This is a genomic window from Cryobacterium sp. 10S3 (assembly GCF_034344045.1).
GTDB classification, from domain to species: Bacteria; Actinomycetota; Actinomycetes; order Actinomycetales; family Microbacteriaceae; genus Cryobacterium; species Cryobacterium glucosi.
The window spans coordinates 3982962-4004223 of record NZ_CP133773.1; the positions used below are offsets into that span (position 1 = coordinate 3982962).

At 70.2% G+C, this 21262-nt stretch carries 20 protein-coding genes; 10 read left to right on the forward strand and 10 right to left on the reverse strand.

What is annotated here, in order from left to right:
• Positions 1 to 114 precede the first annotated feature (114 nt).
• From cofE to fgd, 3 genes are read left to right on the forward strand one after another with little or no spacing between them, the layout of a single operon-like run.
• Positions 115 to 1014, forward strand: coding sequence for a coenzyme F420-0:L-glutamate ligase (gene cofE / locus RHM57_RS18440; protein ID WP_322189115.1), 900 nt, complete (start codon positions 115 to 117; stop codon positions 1012 to 1014).
• Positions 1011 to 1724, forward strand: a complete 714-nt coding sequence (cofC, locus tag RHM57_RS18445) for a 2-phospho-L-lactate guanylyltransferase (RefSeq protein ID WP_322189117.1) — start codon at positions 1011 to 1013, stop codon at positions 1722 to 1724. The genes cofE and cofC overlap by 4 nt, the downstream gene beginning before the upstream one ends.
• 5 nt (positions 1725 to 1729) lie before the next feature.
• Positions 1730 to 2752, forward strand: a complete 1023-nt coding sequence (gene fgd, locus RHM57_RS18450; RefSeq protein ID WP_198413456.1) for a glucose-6-phosphate dehydrogenase (coenzyme-F420) — start codon at positions 1730 to 1732, stop codon at positions 2750 to 2752.
• Positions 2753 to 2943: 191 nt separating this feature from the next.
• Here fgd and RHM57_RS18455 read toward each other — a convergent pair whose 3' ends face one another.
• From RHM57_RS18455 to RHM57_RS18475, 5 genes are all read right to left on the reverse strand, one after another.
• Positions 2944 to 3978, reverse strand: coding sequence for a fructose PTS transporter subunit IIA (locus RHM57_RS18455; protein WP_322189120.1), 1035 nt, complete (start codon positions 3976 to 3978; stop codon positions 2944 to 2946).
• Between the two features lie 86 nt (positions 3979 to 4064).
• A complete protein-coding gene (cofD, locus tag RHM57_RS18460) occupies positions 4065 to 5066 on the reverse strand; it encodes a 2-phospho-L-lactate transferase (protein ID WP_134446195.1) in 1002 nt (333 codons plus the stop codon).
• Between the two features lie 63 nt (positions 5067 to 5129).
• The gene (locus RHM57_RS18465; RefSeq protein ID WP_322189122.1) at positions 5130 to 5942 is read right to left on the reverse strand and encodes an ABC transporter ATP-binding protein; all 813 of its coding nucleotides are present in this window, start codon (positions 5940 to 5942) and stop codon (positions 5130 to 5132) included.
• Positions 5933 to 7006, reverse strand: coding sequence for a putative F420-0 ABC transporter permease subunit (locus tag RHM57_RS18470; RefSeq protein ID WP_198413455.1), 1074 nt, complete (start codon positions 7004 to 7006; stop codon positions 5933 to 5935). Before RHM57_RS18470 ends, RHM57_RS18465 begins: the two co-directional genes overlap by 10 nt.
• A 3-nt stretch (positions 7007 to 7009) precedes the next feature.
• Complete coding sequence (locus tag RHM57_RS18475; protein ID WP_322189124.1) at positions 7010 to 8062, reverse strand: putative F420-0 ABC transporter substrate-binding protein; 1053 nt, start codon at positions 8060 to 8062, stop codon at positions 7010 to 7012.
• Between the two features lie 176 nt (positions 8063 to 8238).
• Here RHM57_RS18475 and RHM57_RS18480 point away from each other — a divergent pair, with 176 nt between their 5' ends.
• Genes RHM57_RS18480 through RHM57_RS18495 form a run of 4 tightly spaced genes read left to right on the forward strand, consistent with a single transcriptional unit; the run spans position 8239 to position 13004 of the window.
• The gene (locus tag RHM57_RS18480; RefSeq protein WP_134446198.1) at positions 8239 to 9150 is read left to right on the forward strand and encodes a nitrilase-related carbon-nitrogen hydrolase; all 912 of its coding nucleotides are present in this window, start codon (positions 8239 to 8241) and stop codon (positions 9148 to 9150) included.
• An 8-nt stretch (positions 9151 to 9158) separates the two neighbouring features.
• A complete protein-coding gene (hydA, locus tag RHM57_RS18485; RefSeq protein ID WP_322189896.1) occupies positions 9159 to 10580 on the forward strand; it encodes a dihydropyrimidinase in 1422 nt (473 codons plus the stop codon).
• A gap of 59 nt (positions 10581 to 10639) precedes the next feature.
• The gene (locus tag RHM57_RS18490; RefSeq protein WP_134446199.1) at positions 10640 to 11656 is read left to right on the forward strand and encodes a TIGR03842 family LLM class F420-dependent oxidoreductase; all 1017 of its coding nucleotides are present in this window, start codon (positions 10640 to 10642) and stop codon (positions 11654 to 11656) included.
• A gap of 37 nt (positions 11657 to 11693) precedes the next feature.
• Positions 11694 to 13004: an aspartate aminotransferase family protein gene (locus RHM57_RS18495; protein ID WP_134446200.1), complete on the forward strand. Its 1311-nt coding sequence runs from the start codon at positions 11694 to 11696 to the stop codon at positions 13002 to 13004.
• Positions 13005 to 13119: 115 nt separating this feature from the next.
• On the opposite strand, the gene RHM57_RS18500 is transcribed toward RHM57_RS18495, so the two are convergent.
• Together RHM57_RS18500 and RHM57_RS18505 are read right to left on the reverse strand one after the other, a co-directional pair.
• The gene (locus RHM57_RS18500; protein ID WP_134560357.1) at positions 13120 to 14061 is read right to left on the reverse strand and encodes a LysR family transcriptional regulator; all 942 of its coding nucleotides are present in this window, start codon (positions 14059 to 14061) and stop codon (positions 13120 to 13122) included.
• A 59-nt stretch (positions 14062 to 14120) separates the two neighbouring features.
• Positions 14121 to 14405, reverse strand: a complete 285-nt coding sequence (locus RHM57_RS18505) for a hypothetical protein (RefSeq protein WP_134561949.1) — start codon at positions 14403 to 14405, stop codon at positions 14121 to 14123.
• Here RHM57_RS18505 and pyrE point away from each other — a divergent pair.
• Positions 14395 to 14943 (forward strand): orotate phosphoribosyltransferase, encoded by a 549-nt coding sequence (gene pyrE, locus RHM57_RS18510; protein WP_134446203.1) that lies wholly within the window; start codon positions 14395 to 14397, stop codon positions 14941 to 14943. The genes RHM57_RS18505 and pyrE overlap by 11 nt on opposite strands.
• Positions 14943 to 17375 carry a hypothetical protein gene (locus RHM57_RS18515; protein ID WP_322189127.1) on the forward strand — a complete coding sequence of 811 codons (2433 nt, stop codon included), beginning with the start codon at positions 14943 to 14945 and terminating at the stop codon, positions 17373 to 17375. Before pyrE ends, RHM57_RS18515 begins: the two co-directional genes overlap by 1 nt.
• Before the next feature lie 179 nt (positions 17376 to 17554).
• Here the strand turns inward: RHM57_RS18515 and RHM57_RS18520 are convergent, their stop codons facing one another.
• From RHM57_RS18520 to RHM57_RS18530, 3 genes are read right to left on the reverse strand one after another with little or no spacing between them, the layout of a single operon-like run.
• Positions 17555 to 18355: an HAD-IIA family hydrolase gene (locus RHM57_RS18520; protein WP_134446205.1), complete on the reverse strand. Its 801-nt coding sequence runs from the start codon at positions 18353 to 18355 to the stop codon at positions 17555 to 17557.
• A gap of 52 nt (positions 18356 to 18407) precedes the next feature.
• Positions 18408 to 19097, reverse strand: a complete 690-nt coding sequence (locus RHM57_RS18525) for a metal-dependent transcriptional regulator (protein ID WP_134561951.1) — start codon at positions 19095 to 19097, stop codon at positions 18408 to 18410.
• Between the two features lie 10 nt (positions 19098 to 19107).
• The gene (locus tag RHM57_RS18530) at positions 19108 to 20370 is read right to left on the reverse strand and encodes an Nramp family divalent metal transporter (RefSeq protein WP_322189130.1); all 1263 of its coding nucleotides are present in this window, start codon (positions 20368 to 20370) and stop codon (positions 19108 to 19110) included.
• Between the two features lie 87 nt (positions 20371 to 20457).
• Between RHM57_RS18530 and RHM57_RS18535 the strand changes: the two genes are divergently transcribed.
• Positions 20458 to 21102, forward strand: coding sequence for a TrmH family RNA methyltransferase (locus RHM57_RS18535; RefSeq protein ID WP_322189132.1), 645 nt, complete (start codon positions 20458 to 20460; stop codon positions 21100 to 21102).
• The last annotated feature ends 160 nt before the right edge of the window (positions 21103 to 21262 follow it).

Genomic DNA, 21262 nt, shown 5'->3' on the forward strand with positions numbered 1-21262 from the left:
CGCCCCGCGAACGAGGGTGGCTCGTGAGGTGTCGCACATCGACGTTCACGTGACGTGGGAACTTCGATCTGCGACGAGTCGGGAAGAGCCGGGACCTCCGGGCGGTTACGGGACGTGACAGGATCGAAGGATGAGCGGAAAGCGGGACCGGTGCGCGGCGAACTGAGCGTTTTCGCCCTCGAGGGGATTCCCGAGGTCGCGGCGGGCGCCGACCTCGCCGGGCTGATCCTCGCCGCTGCAGAAGTCGCGGCCGCCGGAGTCGCTGGGGGCACCCTGCTGAGTGACGGCGACATCCTCGCGGTCACGAGCAAGATCGTCTCCAAGGCCGAGGGCCGCCTGCGCGCGGCGGCCGACCGCGAGCAGGCGATCACCGAGGAGACCGTGCGTGTCGTCGCGACCCGCGCGTACCCGGGTGGCGTGACCCGCATCGTCGAGAACCGGCAGGGCCTCGTGATGGCCGCGGCCGGCGTCGACGCGAGCAACACCCCCGAGGGCTTCGTGCTGCTCCTTCCGGCCGATCCGGATGCCTCCGCCCGCGCCCTCTGCGCCGCGGTGCGGGCACGCACCGGGCTCCGCCTCGGTGTCATCATCACCGACACCGCTGGGCGCCCCTGGCGCGAGGGCCAGACCGACATCGCGATCGGCGCGGCCGGCGTCGCCGTGCTCGACGACCTGCGCGGCACGACGGATGCCGCCGGCAAACTCCTCAACGTCACCGCGCCCGCCGTCGGCGACGAGATCGCCGGCGCCGCCGACCTCGTCAAGGGCAAGGCGAGCGGCAACCCGGTCGCCGTGATCCGGGGGCTCGGCCGGCTGGTCCTGCCGCTCCCGGCCGCTGACCCCGTCACCGCCGGATCGGGTGTTGTCGATCGCGGGGCGGCTATTCTGCTGCGCCCGAGCGAGACCGACATGTTCCGGCTCGGCAGCGCGGAGGCCGAGGCCCTCGGCTACACCAGGGGCTACGCGGCCGGACTGGCCGCCGGACTCACCGCCGCGGAAGCCGACCTGCCGTGAGCTGGGTGGTCGTGGTTCCGGTCAAGGGAAACCCTGGCGCGAAGACACGCCTCGGCGGCGCCGGCCCGGACCGTGCCGAGCTCGCCGACGCGTTCGCCCTCGACACCGTTGCTGCCCTCGCCGCAGCCGCCCCGGTCCTTGCCGTCTTCGTCGTGACCGGGGACACCGTCCTCGGCGCGCGACTCGCCCGCCTGGGCGCGCACATCGTCGCCGAGGTTCGGGACCCGGTCGACCCGCTCAACGCCGCGATCGACGTGGGACTGGCCGCGGCCGCTGCGGAGTTCCCCGCTGCGCACCGCGCCGTCATCACCGGAGACCTGCCTGCCCTCACCGCGGATGACGTCGAACGGACGCTCGCGCTTGCCGCCCACCACGAGCGGTCGATGGTGCCGGATGCCGACCGGACCGGCACCACGACCCTGCTCGCGCTCGCGGGGGTGCCGATCAGCCCGCGTTTCGGCTCCGGCTCACGCGCGGCGCACGAGGCGGCCGGGCACGTTCCGCTCACGCTGCCGGCCGGGTCCGGAATCCGCCGCGACGTCGACACCCCGGCCGACCTGGCCCTGGTCGAACGACTGGGTGCCGGACCGTACACGTCCGCCCTGCTCACCGCAGCATCCGCCGCCCCGCAGGACTCGGCCCAGCAGAAGTCGCCCGTCCCACCGCCCGCAGCCCTGGTTCCGTCCCCCGATCGCCCCCTCGAGAAATGAGCATCATGCTTCCTCTGAAACTCGGATACAAGGCCTCCGCCGAGCAGTTCGCCCCGCGTGAGCTGGTCGAGATCGCCGTCGCCGCCGAGCGGCACGGTTTCGAATCGGTCGCGGTGAGTGACCACTTCCAGCCCTGGCGGCACACCGGCGGCCACGCCCCGTTCTCTCTGGCCTGGATGGCGGCCGTCGGGGAGCGCACGACACGGGTGCAGATCGGCACCTCGGTGATGACGCCGACGTTCCGGTACAACCCCGCCGTGATCGCCCAGGCCTTCGCGACGCTCGGCTGCCTCTACCCGGGCAGGATCATGCTCGGTGTCGGGACGGGAGAGGCCCTCAACGAGATCGCGACCGGGTTCCGCGGCGCAGGCGCCCAGGACTGGCCCGAGTTCAAGGAACGCTACGCCCGGCTGCGCGAGTCGATCGCGCTGATGCGCGCGCTCTGGTCGGAGGACAAGGTGAGCTTCGAGGGCGAGTACTACAGCACCCATGACGCGAGCATCTATGACCGACCCGAGGGAGGCATCCCGGTGTACATCGCCGCGGGCGGACCCCTCGTGGCGGGCTATGCGGGCCGGTCGGGGGACGGCTTCATCTGCACCTCGGGCAAGGGCATGGAGCTCTACACCGAGAAGCTGTTACCGGCTGTCGCGGCCGGCGCGGAGAAGGCCGGGCGGGATGCGGCCACGATCGACCGGATGATCGAGATCAAGCTCTCCTACGACACCGACCCGGCGCTCGCGCTCGAGAACACCCGGTTCTGGGCCCCGTTGTCGCTCACGCCCGAGCAGAAGCACGACATCACCGACCCGTCGGAGATGGAGGCGGCCGCGGATGCCCTGCCGATCGAGCAGGTCGCCAAGCGCTGGATCGTGGGCTCTGACCCCGACGAGACGGTCGCGGCGATTGGCGAGTACATCGATGCCGGCTTCAACCACCTGGTCTTCCACGCGCCCGGCCACGACCAGGAGCGGTTCCTGACGGCCTTCGAGCGCGACCTGGCCCCCCGCATCCGCGCCCGCGCCTGAGCCGCGCGTGCAGACACGACCGAGCGTCACCTTCGACAGTGGGCGTGCCGAATTCAGGAGTTGCGCCCGCGGTGCCCGCCCCCGCCGCACTGCTCCGGGAAGTGCTGCAGTCTGGCGGCCGCAACTCCTGAATTCGGAAGACTGACGATCGCTGGAGCTGGAGCTGGAGCTGGGATGACGGCCGGATCGGGCTAGGGCTGGGGTTGCTCGGGCTTCTTGAGGTTGGCGCTGATCGCGAGGGCCTCGAGCACGGCGGCCGGGGTCTGCGCGGACTGGATCGCGGCGCGGAACGCCGGCTTCGCGAGGCAGCGCGAGAGCTGGGACAGCACCCGGAGGTGTTCGGTTCCTGCCGAGGCCTTGGGCACGGCGATCATGAAGATCAGCGTCGCCTTCTCGCCGTCCGCTGAGTTCCAGTCGATGCCGTGCTTGCTGCGCGCGAAAGCGAGCACCGGGGCGACGACGGAGTCGCACTTGGCGTGCGCGATCGCGATGCCGTTGCCCATGCTCGTGGTGCCGTGGGTCTCGCGGCGGAACGCGGCCTGGGCGACGAGCCCCACGTCGGTGATCCGCCCGGTCGTGCTCATCATGCCGGCGAGGGTGCGGATCATCCGGTCCCGGTCGGTCTCCTCGACGTCGAGCACGATGGTGCGCTCGTCGATGTAGTCGAGCACGGTCTTCTTGCCGGTCGACACCGAGCCGGTTGAGGTGGTCGGCACGATCGGGATCGCCGTGGTGAGCGGCATCGTCATCGTGGCGAGTTTTCGCTTGGGGTGCGGCGTGCTGATGACGACGGGCTCATGTCTCGGGTGCACCAGGGACGGCGCCGGGGCGGATACGGCGGCCGAGGCGAGAGCGGATGTGCCCGGCGTTCCGGCCGAAGCGGGAGCGTGGACGGCATCGGAGCCGGGTGCGGTCGTCTGGGTGCTGCCCGGGGCGTTCCCGATGGTGGTCGGGGCCGCGCCGGCCGGGTGGCCCGGGGTGCCCGTGGCATCCGAGGCCGCGCCGGACGCGCTGGCCGTGTCGGTCGAGCCGGACCCAGTGGAGGCGCTGGCTGCGCTGCGGCGCGCTGCGCAGTGCCGCACGACGATCAGAACGATCGCGACGGCGGCCGCGACGATGATGGCGCCGACGATGAGCGCGGCGACGTATGCCGGCATGCCGGGGACAGCTCCGACGACGGCGGTGATCGAGCCGCCGTGCAACGCGGAGTCGAGATGTGCGGGCATGACAGTAGGGTCCTTCCGGTAGGCCGACCGGAATCGAGCGCTGAACCGGGGGCAAATTAGTTAGCTTGAAGAATAATTAGCCTGACTTAGTGTATCCCCCGCGCAGGCGACGCGATCCGGAACAATGTTGCCGCAATTTCCGCCGTCGTGTCCAGGTCGTGCATCCAGAGCGGCACCGCGAGTGAGCGGATCCCGGCGGCCGCGAGAGCGGGCAGCGCCGCGGCATCCGTTTCGTCGACGAGCCAGCCGTCGAGGATGCCGCCGGTGGACCGGGCGCCGTAGTGCAGGCCGACGGCCGCAGCGGTCGTGGCGACGCCGATGGTCTGGAGGCACGCGTCGGCCATGCCGCGGACGGCGGCTCCCGCGATGATCGGCGAGACGCCGACGACGCGGGCGGGCGTGGATCGCAGGGCGTCACGGATGCCCGGGATCGCAAGGATCGTGCCGATCGAGACCACGGGGTTCGACGGCGGCAGGATCACGAGGTCCGCCTCCAGGATCGCCTCGAGCACGCCGGGCGCGGCCTCCGCCGTGTCGAGCCCGCGCTGCACGAACTGGCTGACCGGCACGCTCGCCCGATACCGGACCCACCATTCTTCGAAATGGATCAGGTCCCCGGCGCGGTGCTCGTCGGCATCCGCTGCGAGGCGCGCATGGGTCTCGACGGGCTGGTCGCTCATCGGCAGGAGGCGGGCTCCGGGCTGCCAGCGCTCGCAGAGGAACGCGGTCGCCTCGCTCAGGGTGGAGCCGGAGCGCAGCAGGTCGGTGCGCACGATGTGGGTCGCGAGGTCGAGGTCGCCGAGCGTGAACCACGACCAGCCGCGCCCGTACGCCGCGATCTCGGCCGAGGTGCGGCGGGACTCGTCCGGGCGGCCCCAGCCCTGCTCCTCGTTGATGCCGCCGCCGAGGGTGTACATCACCGTGTCGAGGTCGGGGCAGATCCGCAGGCCATCGAGCCACATGTCGTCGCCGGTGTTGACGATGACCGTCACCCGCGCGGAGGGGTCGCTCGCCGCGAGGTAGTGCAGCAGCCCCCGCGTGAACCGGGCCCCGCCGATCCCGCCCGCCAGTACCGTGATCTTCGTCATGTCCCTATCCTCCTGCTGTCGTCCTGCTGCCGCGAAAGCGGGTGAATCGTCGTTTTCGATGGGTCATAACGACGATTCACCCGCTTTCGCGAACGGGCGGGGTGGGGGTGAGGGGGCGAAGAGCAGGGACGGATGCCCGCCGCGGGGGTGCGGGACGACGAAACTGTCGACGCCGTAGACCTTGGCGATGACTCTTGGGACCAGGACATCGGCGGGTGTGCCTGCGGCTGCCAGGCGGCCGTCGGCGAGCAGCAGGATCTGGTCGCAGTATGCGGCGGCGAGGTTGAGGTCGTGCAGGGCGAGGACGGCGGTGAGGCCGAGGTCCCGCACCTGGGCGAGCAGGCCGAGCTGGCCGCCGATGTCGAGGTGGTTGGTCGGCTCGTCGAGCAGGAGCAGGTTCGGCCGCTGGGCGAGCGCGCGGGCGATCTGCACCCGCTGCTGCTCGCCGCCGCTCAGGGTGCCCCAGCTTCGGTCGGCGAGGTCGGTGCCGCCGACCTGGGCGAGCGATTCGGCGACAATGCGCAGGTCCTCGGCGCCGTCGAAGCCGCCGAAGATTCCGGAGCGGTACGGAATACGACCGAGGAGGACGACCTCGCGCACGAGCAGGTCGATCGTGGGGCTCGCGTTCTGCTCGAGGAGGGCGATCCGGCGGGCGGTTTCGCGTCGGCCGAGGGTCGCCAGGGGTGCGTCGTCGAGGGTGATCCGCCCGCTCGTCGGGGTGTGCAGGCCCGCGATGAGGCGCAGCAGTGTGGACTTTCCCGCGCCGTTCGGGCCGAGCAGGCCCGTCACCGAGCCGGTCGGAATGATCGCGGAGACGTCGTCCAGGATCGCGCGCCCGCCGACGCGGAACGACACCCGCTCGATGACTACACCCATGAAACGGACTTCCGGCTCTTGATCAGCGCGATGAACACCGGAACCCCGATCAGGGCGGTGATGATGCCCACCGGCAGCTCGCGCGGGTCGAAGACCGTTCGGGCGAGGGTGTCCGCGATCACGAGGAACACCGCGCCATATACCGCGACGAGCGGCAGCAGCCTGCGGTGCCCCGGCCCGCTGAGCCCGCGCACGAGGTGCGGGAGGATCAGCCCGACGAACCCGATCGCACCGCTCACGGCGACCATCGCCCCGGTCAGCAGTGCCACCGTGCCGAGGAGCGCCCACCGGGTGCGGTTGACGTCGACTCCGAGCGAGGCCGCGGCGGTGTCGCCGAAGGCGAAGGCGTCCAGCCGGCTCGCGGCGAGCACGAGCCCGGTGCCGGCGAGGAGGAGCGCGCTCCCGGCGATGAGGACCGTGGCCCAGGAACTGCCGGCGAGGGAGCCGAGCAGCCAGTTCAGGATCTCCCGGTAGGAGTCGCCCTTGGCCGACCAGAAGATCACGAAGGAGGTGCCCGCCGCGCCGAGCTGGGCGATCGCGAGGCCGGCGAGCACGGCCCGGCCGGGCGTGATCGTTCCGCCGACCCTGGCAATGGAGAGCGTCGCGATGAGCGCGGCGAGTGCGCCGGCGAAGGCGGCGAGCGGGAGTGCGACCCCGACGCCGAGAATCACGACGCAGACCGCGCCGAGCGACGCCCCTGAGGACAGCCCGAGAAGGTACGGGTCGGCGAGCGGGTTGCGGGTCACGCTCTGCATGACCGCGCCGCTCAGGGCGAGGCCCGCACCGACGAACGCCGCGGTCAGCACCCGGGGGAGCCGCAGCTGCCAGACGATCGCGTCAGTGAGGACGGGCACCGTGCCGGAGTGCGGGAAGCCGAGGTGCGCCGCGAGGCTGCCTGCGACATCCGCCAGGTTCACCGGAGCGGGCCCGATCGTCACGGCCAGCGCGGAGACGAGCACAAGCGCGGCCAGGGCGAGCGCGAGCCACAGCCCGAAGCGGCCGTTCCGGCGAGCGGATGCGGCCGGCCGGGTCCGTCCCGCCACGGAGTCCGTGCCCGCAGTCACCGACTACTTGCTCAGCGAGTTGAGGTCGGCCAGCTGGTCGATCGTCGTTGCCGCGGCCTCGACGTTGCGGATGCCGGCCTCCGTCGAAGCGAACGGGAGGGTGATGTACCGCTTGTTCTTCACCGCGGTGAGGTTCTTCGTCGCGGGGTTGGTCTCGAGGGTCTTGATCTTCGACTCTGCCGTGTTCCAGGTCGCGTCGACGAGCACGATCACGCTCGGATCGGCAGCGACGACGGATTCCCAGCCGACGGAGGTCCGGGTGTCCTTCACGCTCGCGAAGACGTTCGTGAGTCCGGCGGCATCCATGATCATCTGCGGCGCACCGATCCCGGCACCGACGTACGGGCTGTCGACGCCGCTCGAATACCAGAGCGCAGAGGTCTTCGTCGTCGCGGGGGAGAGCGTCGTGAGCTCCTTGCGCTGGGTGGCGACGAGCCGTGCGGCTGCCTCGGGGGCCCCGAAAACGGCGCCGGCCTGGGTGATCTCCCCGAAGACGGTGTCGAAGGTGAGCGGATTGGGCTGGTCGGCGCCCTTGCAGGCCGACGGCGCGACATAGCTGCCGATGCCGACCGCGGCGAGGGTGTCGCGGGTGCCGACGCCGTCAGCGGCGAAGTTGGACTCCCACCCGCCGAAGACGAAATCAGGGTTCAGGGCGAGCACGGCCTCCTGGCTGGGCAGGAAGTCGCTGACGACCTTGAGGTTGGTGCCGATCGAGCTGAGCGCCTGCGGGAGCGGACCGTCGAGGAACGCGGTGCCGACGATCTTGTCGCCGAGGCCGAGCGCGAGGAGAAGTTCCGTGGCCGAGGACTTGATCGACACGATCCGGCTCGGGGCCTTCGTGACCGTGACCGTCGTGCCGCAGTTCTCGATCGTGAGCGGGTAGGCCGGCTTCGACGTCGGGGTGGGGCTGGCCGTGACCGCATCCGGGGCGGGGCCTGCGGGAATCGGGCTCGTGGTCGCGCAGCCTCCGAGGAGGGCGGTGAGCGCCGTGGCAGCAATGAGCGCCGGCCAGGCGCGAGAAGCGCGGGGCCCGCGGAAGAACGGGAGACGTGTCATGAGACCTTCGGTGGCCGGGCGGGACTTTCTGAATGGTACCAGCGCCGGATAACGGTTTCGCTGAGTGCTTGCCTCCCGGCCCGTTGGGCGACAGGATGATCCACACGCACTCAGCACGCCGGACGTTTCGGCGGACGTTTCAGTTATCTCGCAGTAGTGACTTGGTGGAGGCAGACATGTCCGACGGATCCAATACCCCGGCCAGCGCGAAGATCCGCGCGGATGCGGCCGGCAAGGGCGGGAACATCGTGAGAGCCGCGATCACCCAGGCCACCTGGACCGGCGACGAAGCGTCGATGATCGCCAAGCACGAGGGATTCGTGCGCTCTGCGGCCGCGCAGGGAGCGCAGGTGATCTGCTTCCAGGAGCTCTTCCACGGCCCCTACTTCGGCATCATCCAGGACCCCCAGTACTACGGCTACGCGACGAGCGTTCCGGGCCCCCTCGTCGAACGGTTCCAGGCGCTCGCCGCAGAGCACCACATCGTGATCGTGCTTCCGGTCTACGAGGAGGAGCAGGCAGGCGTGCTCTACAACACCGCCGCCGTGATCGACGCCGACGGGAGCTACCTCGGCAAGTACCGCAAGCACCACATCCCGCACCTCCCGCAGTTCTGGGAGAAGTTCTACTTCCGTCCCGGCAACCTCGACTACCCGGTCTTCGACACCGCGGTCGGCAAGATCGGCGTCTACATCTGCTACGACCGGCACTTCCCGGAGGGCTGGCGCATCCTCGGCCTGAACGGCGCCGAGATCGTCTTCAACCCCTCGGCCACCAAGCCCGGCCTGTCCAACCGGCTCTGGGAACTCGAACAGCCGGCCGCGGCGGTCGCCAACCAGTACTTCATCGGCGCCAACAACCGGATCGGCACCGAAACCGAGGAATTCGGCGACGAGGCCGTCACCTTCTACGGCAGCTCCTACTTCGTCGACCCGCGCGGCAACTACGTCGGCGCCATCGCCTCGACCGACACCGACGAGATCGTGATCCGCGACCTCGACCTGGGCCTCATCCGCGAGACGCGCAACTCCTGGCAGTTCTACCGCGACCGCAGGCCGGACTCCTACGACCCGATCGCCCGCGCATGAGCGCCCGGGTGGGGCGCACCCTGATCCGGGGCGGCACTGTGGTCAGCTCGACCGGCCGCTCAGAAGCGGATGTCCTCATCGACGGCGAGAAGATCGTCGCGGTGCTCGCCCCCGGCTCCGCCATTTTCGGGTTCGACGTCGCGGCATCCGCCGACACGGTGATCGACGCGACCGGGAAGTACGTGATCCCCGGCGGCATCGACGCGCACACCCACATGGAGCTGCCGTTCGGCGGCACCGCGGCCTCAGACACCTTCGAGACCGGCACCCGCGCGGCCGCGTGGGGCGGCACGACGACGATCATCGACTTCGCCGTGCAGAGCTACGGGCAGCGTGTCTTCGACGGCCTCGCGACCTGGCACGACAAGGCGGCGGGGAACTGCGCCATCGACTACGGCTTCCACCAGATCATCGGCGACCTCAACACGGACTCGCTGCAGGCCATGGACGGGCTGCTCGCCGAGGGCGTGTCGAGCTTCAAGCTCTTCATGGCCTACCCGGGCGTCTTCTACTCCGACGACGCGCAGATCCTCCGGGCGATGCAGAAGTCGGCGGAGACCGGGCTCATGACGATGATGCACGCCGAGAACGGGCCGGCGATCGACGTGCTCGTCGGTCAACTCCTCGCAGAGGGCAAGACCGACCCGTACTATCACGGCATCGCGCGGGCCTGGCAGCTCGAGGAGGAGGCCACCCACCGGGCGATCATGCTCGCCGACCTGACCGGGGCGCCACTGTACGTCGTGCACGTCAGCGCGAAGCAGGCCGTCGCGCAGCTCGCGGCGGCCCGCTCCCGCGGCAAGAACGTTTTCGGGGAGACCTGCCCGCAGTACCTCTACCTCTCCCTCGAGGAGAACCTCGGCGCCCCGGGCTTCGAGGGCGCGAAGTGGGTGTGCTCCACGCCGCTGCGCAGCCGCGCGGAGGGGCACCAGGAGGAGCTCTGGCAGAGCCTCCGAACCAACGAACTGCAGCTCGTCTCGACCGACCACTGCCCGTTCTGCATGAAGGGCCAGAAAGACCTCGGCCTCGGCGACTTCTCGAAGATCCCGAACGGGATCGGCTCGGTCGAGCACCGCCTCGACCTGCTCTACCAGGGCGTCGTCGAGGGGCGGATCACCCTCGAACGCTGGGTCGAGCTGACCTCGACGACCCCGGCGCGGATGTTCGGCCTCTACGGCACCAAGGGCGTGATCCAGCCGGGGGCGGATGCCGACGTGGTCCTCTACGACCCGGCCGGGCACACCTCGATCGGGCTGGGCAAGACCCACCACATGAACATGGACCACTCCGCCTGGGAAGGGTACGAGATCGACGGGCACGTCGACACGGTGCTCAGCCGGGGCAAGGTCATCGTCGACGGCAACAGCTACCTCGGGGCGAAGGGCGACGGGCGGTACCTGCCGCGCGGCCTGAGCCAGTACCTGATCTAGGCGCGCCGGCCAGGCATCCGCCACCCACCGCCCACCACCGACAGAGCGCAGGGAACCCCATGGACTTCGGAGCAGTGCTGCAGACCAACCCGCCATCGGCCAGGGTCGTGCAGCTCGCGCAGCTCGCAGAGGCCTACGGCTTCAGCCACGTCTGGACCTTCGACTCGCACCTGCTCTGGCAGGAACCGTACGTGATCCACAGCCGCATCCTCGCCGAGACCCGCAAGATCATGGTCGGGCCGATGGTCACGAACCCGTCCACCCGCGACTGGACCGTCACCGCATCGACCTTCGCGACCCTCAACGAGATGTACGGCAACCGCACGATCTGCGGCATCGGGCGTGGCGACTCCGCCGTGCGCGTCACGAACGGCGCCCCCGCGACGCTCAAGACCCTGCGGGAGGCGATCCACGTCATCCGCGAGCTCGGCAACTCCCGCGCCGTCGAGTACAACGGCGCCACCCTCCGCTTTCCGTGGAGCTTCGGCAGCTCCCTCGAGGTGTGGGTCGCCGCGTACGGGCCGCTCGCGCTCAAGCTCACGGGAGAGGTCGGGGACGGATTCATCCTGCAGATGGCCGACCTCGACGTTGCCGAGTGGATGATCAGCACGGTGCGGAAGGCGGCGGCAGCGGCAGGCCGGGACCCGGCATCCGTGAAATTCTGCGTCGCCGCCCCGATGTACATCGGAGAGGACTGGGAGCACATGCGCAACCAGTGCCGCTGGTTCGGCGGCATGGTCGGCAACCACGTCGCCGACATCGTCGCCAAGTACGGCGCCGACTCCGCGGTCCCGCGCGCCCTCACCGACTACATCGCCGGGCGCGAAGGCTACGACTACAACCAGCACGGCCGCGCGGGCAACACCCACGCCGACTTCGTGCCCGACGAGATCGTCGACCGGTTCTGCGTGCTCGGCACCAAAGCGGATCACATCAGGAAGCTCGAGGCACTCCGCGAGCTGGGTGTCGACCAGTTCGCCGGGTACCTGCAGCACGACAACAAGGAAGAGACCCTGCGTGTGTACGGTGAGAGCATCATCCCGGCGCTCAACACAGCGCCCGCCGCGAAGATCTGAGAATGGCAGCCCGGGTGCGAGAACAAGGAGAACCGCTGTGACTGATACCGATCGGCTCGACGAACTCACCGTCGACCTCGACCTCGCCCACGTGTTCCATTCCTGGTCGGCCCAGGGCGGCGGACGCACCCCGTTCGTCCTCGCCGGCGGGCTCGGAACCCGGGTCTGGGACCACTCCGGCACCACGTTTCTCGACTTCTCCAGCCAGCTGGTCAACCTCAACATCGGCCACCAGCATCCGGCCGTCGTGCGCGCGATCGTCGAACAGGCCGGCCTGCTCGCCACGGTCGCGCCCGCGACGGCCAACCTCACCCGCGGCCAGGCCGCGAGCCGCATCGTCGCCCGCGCGCCCGACGGCTTCCACAAGGTGTTCTTCACCAACGGCGGGGCGGATGCGAATGAGAACGCGATCCGGCTGGCCCGGTTGCACACCGGTCGCGACAAGATCCTCTCGACCTATCGCTCGTACCACGGCAACACCGGGGCCGCGATCGTCGCGACGGGGGACTGGCGCCGGGTACCGAACGAGTTCGCGCGCGGGCACGCGCATTTCTTCGGCCCGTACCTCTACCGCAGCGACTTCTGGGCCACGACCCCGGAGCAGGAGTGCGAGCGCGCCCTGCGGCACCTCGAGCGCGTGATCCAGAGCGAGGGGCCGAGCGGGATCGCCGCCGTGCTGCTCGAGACGATCCCGGGCACCGCGGGCGTGCTGCTCCCGCCGCCCGGATACCTGCCGGGGGTGCGCGCCCTGTGCGACCGCTACGGCATCCTGCTGATCCTCGACGAGGTGATGGCGGGCTTCGGCCGCACCGGCAGCTGGCTCGCCCTCGATCTCTACGACGTGGTGCCCGACCTGATCACCTTCGCGAAGGGCGTCAACTCGGGGTACGTGCCCGCGGGCGGGGTGATCATCCCGGATTCGATCGCGAACGACTTCGACACGACCGTGTTCCCCGGCGGACTCACCTACAGCGGGCATCCGCTCGCCATGGCCGCGATCGTGGCGACGCTCGACGCGATGGAGGCGGAGGGGATCGTCGACAACGCGGCCAGGATCGGGAGGGACGTGCTCGCGCCGGGGCTCGCGGAGCTTGCGGAGCGGCACCCGATCATCGGTGAGGTGCGCGGCGTCGGCGTGTTCTGGGCGCTCGAACTGGTCGCGGACCGCGCGACCAGGGAACCGGTGGGAGCCGGGGTGATGGCGAAGATCAAGGCCGGGCTGCTCGCCCGCGGACTGCTGCCCTTCATCGCCGAGAACCGCATCCACGTGGTACCCCCGTGCGTCGTGACCGACGCCGAGGCAGCCGAAGCTTTGGCGATCTACGACGAGGTCCTCTCCCTCCCCTAGCCCCTCCCCTCCCGCTTGCTCGCGTCCACTCTTCCGCGAGAGTACGAAATGTGCCCCTAAATGGCGCGAATACGGGCACATTTCGTACTCTCGCGTGAGGGGTGGGCGCGGCTTCTCAGGGAGAGGGAGTGGGGGCTGATGCGGGGGCGTGGGCCTGCTGGACGCTGGCGGCCTGGGTGCGGAGCACGTCGACGACCGTGCGTACGGCGAGGCGCTCGGCGCGGTCCGGGCGCATCAGCGCAACGATCTGCCGCTCGGCGTCCACCCCGCGCAACGGCTTGAGCGTCACCCGCCCCGGTTGGCCGCCTCCCCACGTGTAGCGCGGCACGAGGGCGATCCCGAGGCCTGCCGTCACGAACGCCTCGATGAGCCTCATGTCGGCGAATCGCTGGGCGACAGTGACGTGGCCGGGGGTGCGCTCCTCGATCTCGTCCAGGATCCGCTCGAAGGGATACCCGTCCGGCACCCCGATCCAGGTCTCGTCGATCACGTCCGCCGGGGCGAGCCAGGAGCGGCCGGCGAGCCGGTGATCGGCGGGCAGCCCGACGTCGATCGGCTCCGTCATGAGCGGAACGACCGTCAGGCCGCGCCCGCCCCAGGACCGCTGGCCGCTCAGGCTGTACGCGAGCACGATGTCGTAGTCGGCCGTGAGCGCAGGGAAGTCCCGGAGCTCCGGGTCGAGGTCGGTGCACGTGACCACGAGGCCGGGCCGGTCGGCGAGTTGCAGCATGGCCCCGGGCAGGAGCATCTCGCCGGCGGTCGGGAAGGTGACCACGCTGACCCCTCCGGAGGCGTCGTTCCGGAACTCGTGCCAGACGGCGGTGGCGCGGGCGATCGCGACCGACACATCGGTGGCGCTGCGGGCGAGCGCGCGCCCGGCATCCGTCAGAACGATGCCCCTCCCGCGGCGCTCGGTGAGGCGCACCCCGGCCTCGCGCTCGAGCACTTTGAGTTGCTGGGAGACGGCGGATGCCGTGCGATGCGTCGCCCGCGCGACCTCGGTGATCGAGCCGCGTTCGGCCAGTTCCCTGAGCAGTTCGAGCCGCTGAATGTCCATGTAGCTACGCTACACAATGAGTACAGGACAATGCGATTGTGCTGCATGGTTAGAGGTGGTCAAATAAATACGTCGAACACGTGCAGCAGTGCCTCCGTATCACCGACATCCACCCCTGGTTGAAAGGCCCCCTCGTGTTCGTTCTCATTGCCGTGCTCTCCCTGATCGTTGTCGCGTCCATCGTTGGCGTTGTTGTCGATGTGCAGAATGACGGCTACCGTCACATGCCCGAACAGCGCACCTTCGTTCGCGGCTTCTGACCCCTGCGTGACGCCTCCCCGTCCCCCGGGCCGGGGCAGGCGTCGCCAATCCCGAATGGCATACAGTTGATCCGTGACGGACATTCGGCAGCAGCTCATTGACTACATCTCGGCTGAGGCCGTGTTCCACGGTGACTTCACCCTCACGAGCGGGAAGAAGGCGACGTACTACGTCGACCTCCGCAAGGTGAGCCTCGACCACCGGGTCGCCCCGCTGATCGGCCAGGTCATGATCGACCTCATCGCCGGTGTGCCCGACGTCACCGCCGTCGGCGGCATGACGATGGGCGCAGACCCCGTAGCCGCGGCGATCCTGCACCAGGGTGTCGCCCGCGGCCTCTCCTACGACGCGTTCGTCGTGCGCAAGGAGCCCAAGGACCACGGCCGCGGCCGCCAGGTCGAGGGCCCCGACCTCGCCGGCAAGCGCGTGATCGTGCTCGAGGACACCTCGACCACCGGCGGATCCCCGCTCGCGGCCGTCGAAGCCCTGCTCAAGGTCGGCGCGATCATCGCCGGCGTCGCGGTCGTCGTCGACCGCAACACCGGCGCCCGCGAAGTCATCGAAGCGGCCGGCTACCCCTACTTCGCCGCCATCGGCCTTGAGGACCTGGGGCTGAACTAATGCCAGACCAGTCGGGGAGCGGCGAAGAAGGAATCGACTGGCTCGCCTCCCAGCTCGGCGACGGCACCAAGCCGACCCTGCCGGACGACTTCGTGATGCGTCGCCCGCGCCGGGCGAAGGGTGCCCCAGCGGATGCCCCCGGCCGGGTTTCCCGTTCCGGCGACGCCTCTGGTGCCGGTACGACATCGGATCCTGAAACTCCGGCGCCCGCGTTCCTGTGGGGACTCAAGCCGACGACGGCGACCGCCGCCGTGACCGTGGTCAAGCCGGCGGCATCCGCCCCGGTTGCGCCGCCGGTTGCTCCGCCGCTTGCTCCGCCGCTCGCTCCGACTCCCGCCGTGCACTCGCCGGTACCCGTGGGCGAGCCTTCTGTGGTCGAGCCGGCCGTGTTCCGGCCGCGCGCTGCCGGCGCCACGTCCTTTCCCGCACGCGCCGGCCTGACTCCTGCCCCGATCACCCCGCCGGCCCCTGCGGCCTCGACGACAGGGTCTCCTGCGGGTATCGAGCCCTCTTCCGGTTCTGTCCCTGCCGGTCCGGCAGCGGCAGGAGCCTCCGCGTCCGCAGGCTCTGCTGCTTCCGCCGGCTACGTCCCCGGCGACATCTTCTATCCGTCCGCTCGCCCACTCGCGACGACCGGCGGCGCTGCCGCGACTCCGAACCCGGGCCCCACCGAAGGCTCGCCGGTCGTGGGGGCCGACCGGGGCATCCGGCCGGACGCACCGCTCGAACCCTGGTGGACCACACCCGCGCGGTCGCCGCTCGTGCTCACGCCCGAAGAGGTCGCCGCGGATCGCGCCGCCACCGCCGACGGACGCGGCACCCTGTACCCGGCTCGCAACCTGCCCGAGCCGGAGCCCATCCCCGAGCCCCTGCCCGTGGTGCCTGCACCGTCGCACTTCCGGCTCCGCGGGCGTCGCGCCGCCGCCCAGGCACCCGTCATCACGCCGCCCGCCGGTGCGTCCGCCGCCGCCGGTGCAGCTGCCGCTGCTGCTCGTGCCGCCGCAGCCCTCACCGCCGCGACTGCCGCAGCCACCGCGCGCGCGGGGACCGAGGCCGCCGAGCGTGCCGCCGAAGTCGAAGCCGCATCGCGAGCTGCCGCTGCCGCCGCCGCCGCAGAGCATGCTGCTGCCGAAGCTGCCGCCGAGCGTGCGGACGCCGTCGCATCCGCGGCCCGAGCTGAGATCGAGACCGAGGCCGCCGCCGAGCGCGCCGTGTTCGAGGCCGCCGCCGCGAGTGCCGCCGCCGCGGTTGCCGCGGCGTCTGTCGCGTCAGCGAGTGCGGCTCCGGCTGCGGCGCTGCCGCTGCTCCCGGCTCCGATCGTTCCCTTCCCGGTCGAGAGCGACCCGTGGGCCGATTCCGGACTCGCCCACACCGAGGTTTTCACTCCTCAGGCTCCGCTCGCCGATTCTGTCGGGCACCCGGCCGACCCTCCGGCTGTCGTCGGCGGCGAGACGGCGGGGGCGCTGAGCGCGTTCGATGCACTGTTCCAGCCCGCCGCCGACGCCGCCGCCGACACCGACGGAGACGCCGCCGCCGGCGCAACGGCCGCTGCCCCGACGACGGTTCTCGCTGCACCGGGCGTCGCGAATGCGCCCGCCCCCGCAGCCTCCGCTGCCGGCTTCTTTTCCCGTCGCTCGAAGGGAACGCCCCCCGGCGACCCAGGAACAGCCGCGGCAGGCACGGGCGGATCCGGGACAAACGGTTCAGAGTCGACACCTGGTTCCGGACCGAAGAGGCCCGGAACGAATGGTCCCACCGTCGGCGGCTCCGGGAACGGGGGCTCCGGTTCGGGCGGCTCCGGGAACGGTGGTTCAGGGCATGGCCCCGGCGGGGCATCCGCCGGGCACAGCGGGTTGCCGAAACCCCTGATCTGGACCGCGGTCGGCCTGCTTGTCCTCGTGGTTCTCGTCGGCCTCTTCCTGCTCGGCCAGCGCCTCGTGGGCTCCCCGGCGTCAACCGTCGCCGCCACAGCCTCGGAGACGCCGACCCCCACCCCGACGCCGACCCCCACGCCGACCCCGGCGCCCACCGCCGCGCAGCCGGTCGGCGTGCACGCCTGGCAGACCCTGTTCGGCGGCGAATGCCTGCAGCCCTACGTCTCCCCGTGGGAGGAGACCTTCACGGTCGCCGACTGCGCGGCCCCGCACCAGGCGCAGCTCGTCTATCGCGGTCTGTTCCCCGGGGACGCGACGACTCCGTTCCCCGGCGAGGCGGCGCTTGCTGCGCAGATCAACCTGCTCTGCAGCGCGCCCGGCGTGATCGACCTCACCGCTGCGGCGGCGTATCCCGATGTGCAGGTTCAGGGCAGCTACCCGATCACTGCTGCACAGTGGGCGGATGCCCCGCACCAGTACTTCTGCTTCGTGAGCCGGTCCTCCGGCGACGGCATCACCGGGAGCCTCGCCGGCCCCGGCCCCGGCCCGACCGCTTAGCCGCAGGAACTCCCGGCTCCTCGTTCGTCGCTGTGCCGAATCCAGGAGTCGAGCCCTGCGAGCCGAGGCAGGGCCCCAGACGAGTGCCGCGCATCCGCCCTGTTCGGGTGGGGACGCGCTCAACTCCTGAATTCGGAACGCGCCAACCGGATGGGCGACGCGGGGTGACGCGGGGTGGGCTAGATCTCGTCGGACTCGACGGGTTCGAGGGACACGAGCTTGTCGACGCCGGAGATGATCTCGTCCGGGCGGAAAGGGTAACGGCTGACCTCGGCCTCGTCGCTGATCCCGGTCATCACGAGCAGCGTGTACAAGCCGGCCTCGATACCGGCGACGATGTCGGTGTCCATCCGGTCGCCGATCATCGCGGTGTTCTCCGAGTGCGCGCCGATCTTGTTCATCGCCGAGCGGAACATCATCGGGTTCGGCTTGCCGACGACATACGGCTCCATGCCGGTCGCCTTCGAGATGAGAGCGGCGATGGCGCCCGTCGCGGGCATCGGGCCGTCCGCGCTCGGCCCTGTCGCATCCGGGTTCGTCGCGATGAAGCGCGCACCGGCGAGCAGCAGGCGGATGGCCTTGGTGATGGCCTCGAAGGAGTAGTTGCGGGTCTCGCCCACGACGACGTAGTCGGGGTTCGTCTCCGTCATGATGAACCCGGCCTCGTGCAGGGCCGTCGTCAGGCCGACCTCTCCGATCACGAAGGCCGTTCCGCCGGGCATCTGGCTCTTCAGGAAGTCGGCGGTCGCGAGGGCCGAGGTCCAGATGCGCTCCTCTGGCACGTTGAGTCCTGAGGCGCGCAGCCGGGCGCTCAGGTCACGCGGCGTGAAGATGGAGTTGTTGGTCAGCACGAGGAACGGCGTTCCCGCGTCGCTCCATTGCTGCAGAAGCTCGGCGGCCCCGGGCAGCGGGCTGTTCTCGTGGACCAGCACCCCGTCCATGTCGGTGAGCCAGCATTCGATCTCGTCACGGCGTGTCATTCGGCGCTCCTCGGGTTCCCCTCCAGAGTAGCGTTCCGGGGTTTGGTCGGTGTCATCGCTTCGATTCCGCGCGGGGCTCGTCGGTGGGCTCCGCATCGAGCCAGATCGACGCGGCCTCCGCATCGGTCAGGTGGCGGATGCTGCCGTTCAGCAGTCGCACGACGCCCGGTCCCAGCAGCGCGAGCACGGTTCCCGGCCCGATGCCGTCGCGTGCGAGGCCTCGGAGCACGACGGGATCCCGGTCGCTGATCCGCAGGACGACGCCGACGAGGCCGGGGCCGGCTTCGGCCGCGACGAGCCCGGCGCGCGCGGTGACGGAGCCGTCAGCCGCGGGGATCGCGTCGCCATGCGGGTCGACCGCCGGCCGGCCGAGGCGTTCGTCGATGGCGTCGAGCAGCCGGTCCGAGAGGGAGTGTTCGAGGATCTCGGCCTCGTCGTGCACCTCATCCCAGTCGTAGCCCATCTCGCGCACGAGCCAGGTCTCGATGAGGCGGTGCCGTCGCACGACCGCGCTCGCGCGCAGCAGCCCGACGGGGGTGAGGGAGAGAGGCCCGTACGGCACGTGCGTGATGAGGCCGGCGGCCGCGAGCTTCTTCACCATCTCCGTGACCGAGGAGGGAGCGATCCCGAGCCGGGCTGCAAGAGCCGACGGGGTGATCGGTTCCGGCTGCCACTCGGTGTGCGCATAGATGGTCTTGAGGTAGTCCTCAGACGCCGGGGTGCTCGTGCCGTTGTGTTTCATGAGCCGCTCCCTATGCTCCGGTGAAGATCAGCACGAGCAGGACGACGTTGAGCGTGACCAGCAGGATGGCGGTGATGATCCCGGCCAGCGTCGTGAACCAGCGGTTGGTGTATTCGCCGAGCAGGCTCCGCCGCGAGGTCAGCCAAACCAGCGGGATCAGCGCGAACGGGATCCCGAAGGAGAGCGCGACCTGGCTCAGCACGAGGGCCTCGGTCGGGTTGAGGCCGAGGCCGAGGATGATGAGCGCCGGGATCAGCGTGACGAGGCGACGGACGAGCAGCGGCAATCGCAGCTGCAGCAGCCCGTGCATGATCTCGGCACCGGCGTACGCGCCGACGGAGGTCGAGGCGAGCCCGGATGCGAGCAGGCCGATCGCGAACACCGTCGCGACGATCGGCCCGAGGCTCGACTTCAGGGCGTCATACGCGCCCGGAAGCGAGTCGGTTCCCGGAATGCCCTGCAGCGCAGAGGCGGCGACGACGAGCAGGGCCACGTTGACGGTGCCGGCGAGGATCATCGCGAGGGTCACATCCCAGCGGGTGGCCCAGAGCAGGCGGTGCGTGGTCGGCCGGTCGTGGGCACCGGGAAACCGGTCGCGGGCGAGGGCGGAGTGCGCGTAGATCGCGTGCGGCATGATCGTCGCACCGAGGATCGACGCCGCGAGCAGCACCGAGTTGCTGCCCTCGAACCGCGGCACGAGGCCGGCGAGCACGCTCGCAGGGTCCGGCGGGGCGAAGAACACCCCGGCGGTGAACCCGATCGTGATCACGCACAGCATTGCGACGATGACCCGCTCGAAGCTCTGTGCCCCACGCCGGGCCTGCGCGGTCAGCACGAGCATCGAGACCGTGCCCGTGATCACGCCACCGAGCAGCAGCGGCAGCCCGAACAGCAGGTAGAGCGCAACCGCACCGCCGATGATCTCCGCGAGGTCGGTCGCCATCGCGACGAGCTCCGCCTGCAGCCAGTACAACCGCCGCAGAAACGGATGCTTGAACCGGCTGCCGATGATCTCCGGCAGGCTCTGCCCGGTCACGATCCCGAGCTTCGCGGAGAGGTACTGGATCAGCCACGCCATCAGGTTGCCCGAGAGCACCACCCAGACCAGCAGGTACCCGAACCGGGCGCCCGCGGTCATATTGCTCGCCACGTTGCCCGGATCCAGGTAGGCAACGCCGGCGACCATGGCGGGACCGAGCAACATCGCCAGCCGGGCGGGTGCTGCCGGCGTCCGCGCCGCATCCGCTACCGTGCCGCCAGCATTTTTAGGCATACCGAAATTATACGCGCGCTCGCCCTGCCCTGGGCACGAGCACGCGCGCGGGGCGGGGGCAGGCGCTGCGCGGGATACGGTGGAGCGGTGACTGAACCGCTGCTCCCCGCTTCCGTACCGACCGTGGAGCTGTCGACGAACGGGGTCGGGCCGTGGCAGGGCGAGTTGCCGGAGGAGGCGTTCTACGACCCCGAGCTCCTCGAGCACGGTGACACCCGCAACGTGATCGACCGGTACCGGTACTGGTCGATGGCCGCGATCGTCGCCGATCTCGATGAGAAGCGCCACCCCTTCCACGTCGCGATCGAGAACTGGCAGCATGACATGAACATCGGCTCGATCGTGCGCAGCGCCAACGCCTTCGGCGCGGACACCGTGCACATTATCGGGCGCAAGCGCTGGAACAAGCGCGGTGCCATGGTCACCGACCGGTACCAGCACGTGCTGCATCACGCGGATGTCGCCACGTTCGTGCTCTGGGCGGCGAACGAAGGCCTGCCGATCATCGCGATCGACAACGTGCCCGGCAGCGTGCTGATCGAAACCTTCGCGATCCCGGAGCGCTGCGTGCTCCTGTTCGGCCAGGAAGGCCCCGGCCTCTCCGACGAGGCGATCGCCGCGGCGGATGCCGTGCTCGAGATCAGCCAGTTCGGATCGACGCGCTCGATCAACGCCTCAGCTGCCGCCGCCGTCGCAATGCACGACTGGGTGCTTCAGCACCGCTTCAAGTAGCCCGCTCACGGAGCCGGAGCCGGAGCCGGAACCGGTGCCGCCCCGTTCTGGGGTGAGCTCCGCCGCGCACTGGGGTCGTCCGAGGGATTGACCGGCGCGATGCGCAACCGGTAGCTTCTAGGAAACGTACTCAACAGGGACGCTTCTGCGTACCCGGGCA

Excerpts from the sequence above, each read along its gene's own strand:
- RHM57_RS18505 (WP_134561949.1), bottom strand. The coding sequence starts at position 14,405 with ATGTCCGTCACGGATCAACTGTATGCCATTCGGGATTGGCGACGCCTG.
- RHM57_RS18520 (WP_134446205.1), bottom strand. The coding sequence starts at position 18,355 with ATGACACGCCGTGACGAGATCGAATGCTGGCTCACCGACATGGACGGG.
- RHM57_RS18500 (WP_134560357.1), bottom strand. The coding sequence starts at position 14,061 with ATGGACATTCAGCGGCTCGAACTGCTCAGGGAACTGGCCGAACGCGGC.
- RHM57_RS18515 (WP_322189127.1), top strand. The coding sequence starts at position 14,943 with ATGCCAGACCAGTCGGGGAGCGGCGAAGAAGGAATCGACTGGCTCGCC.
- RHM57_RS18465 (WP_322189122.1), bottom strand. The coding sequence starts at position 5,942 with ATGGGTGTAGTCATCGAGCGGGTGTCGTTCCGCGTCGGCGGGCGCGCG.
- RHM57_RS18475 (WP_322189124.1), bottom strand. The coding sequence starts at position 8,062 with ATGACACGTCTCCCGTTCTTCCGCGGGCCCCGCGCTTCTCGCGCCTGG.
- RHM57_RS18525 (WP_134561951.1), bottom strand. The coding sequence starts at position 19,097 with ATGAAACACAACGGCACGAGCACCCCGGCGTCTGAGGACTACCTCAAG.
- cofD (WP_134446195.1), bottom strand. The coding sequence starts at position 5,066 with ATGACGAAGATCACGGTACTGGCGGGCGGGATCGGCGGGGCCCGGTTC.
- RHM57_RS18490 (WP_134446199.1), top strand. The coding sequence starts at position 10,640 with ATGGACTTCGGAGCAGTGCTGCAGACCAACCCGCCATCGGCCAGGGTC.
- RHM57_RS18480 (WP_134446198.1), top strand. The coding sequence starts at position 8,239 with ATGTCCGACGGATCCAATACCCCGGCCAGCGCGAAGATCCGCGCGGAT.
- RHM57_RS18455 (WP_322189120.1), bottom strand. The coding sequence starts at position 3,978 with ATGCCCGCACATCTCGACTCCGCGTTGCACGGCGGCTCGATCACCGCC.
- fgd (WP_198413456.1), top strand. The coding sequence starts at position 1,730 with ATGCTTCCTCTGAAACTCGGATACAAGGCCTCCGCCGAGCAGTTCGCC.
- RHM57_RS18530 (WP_322189130.1), bottom strand. The coding sequence starts at position 20,370 with ATGCCTAAAAATGCTGGCGGCACGGTAGCGGATGCGGCGCGGACGCCG.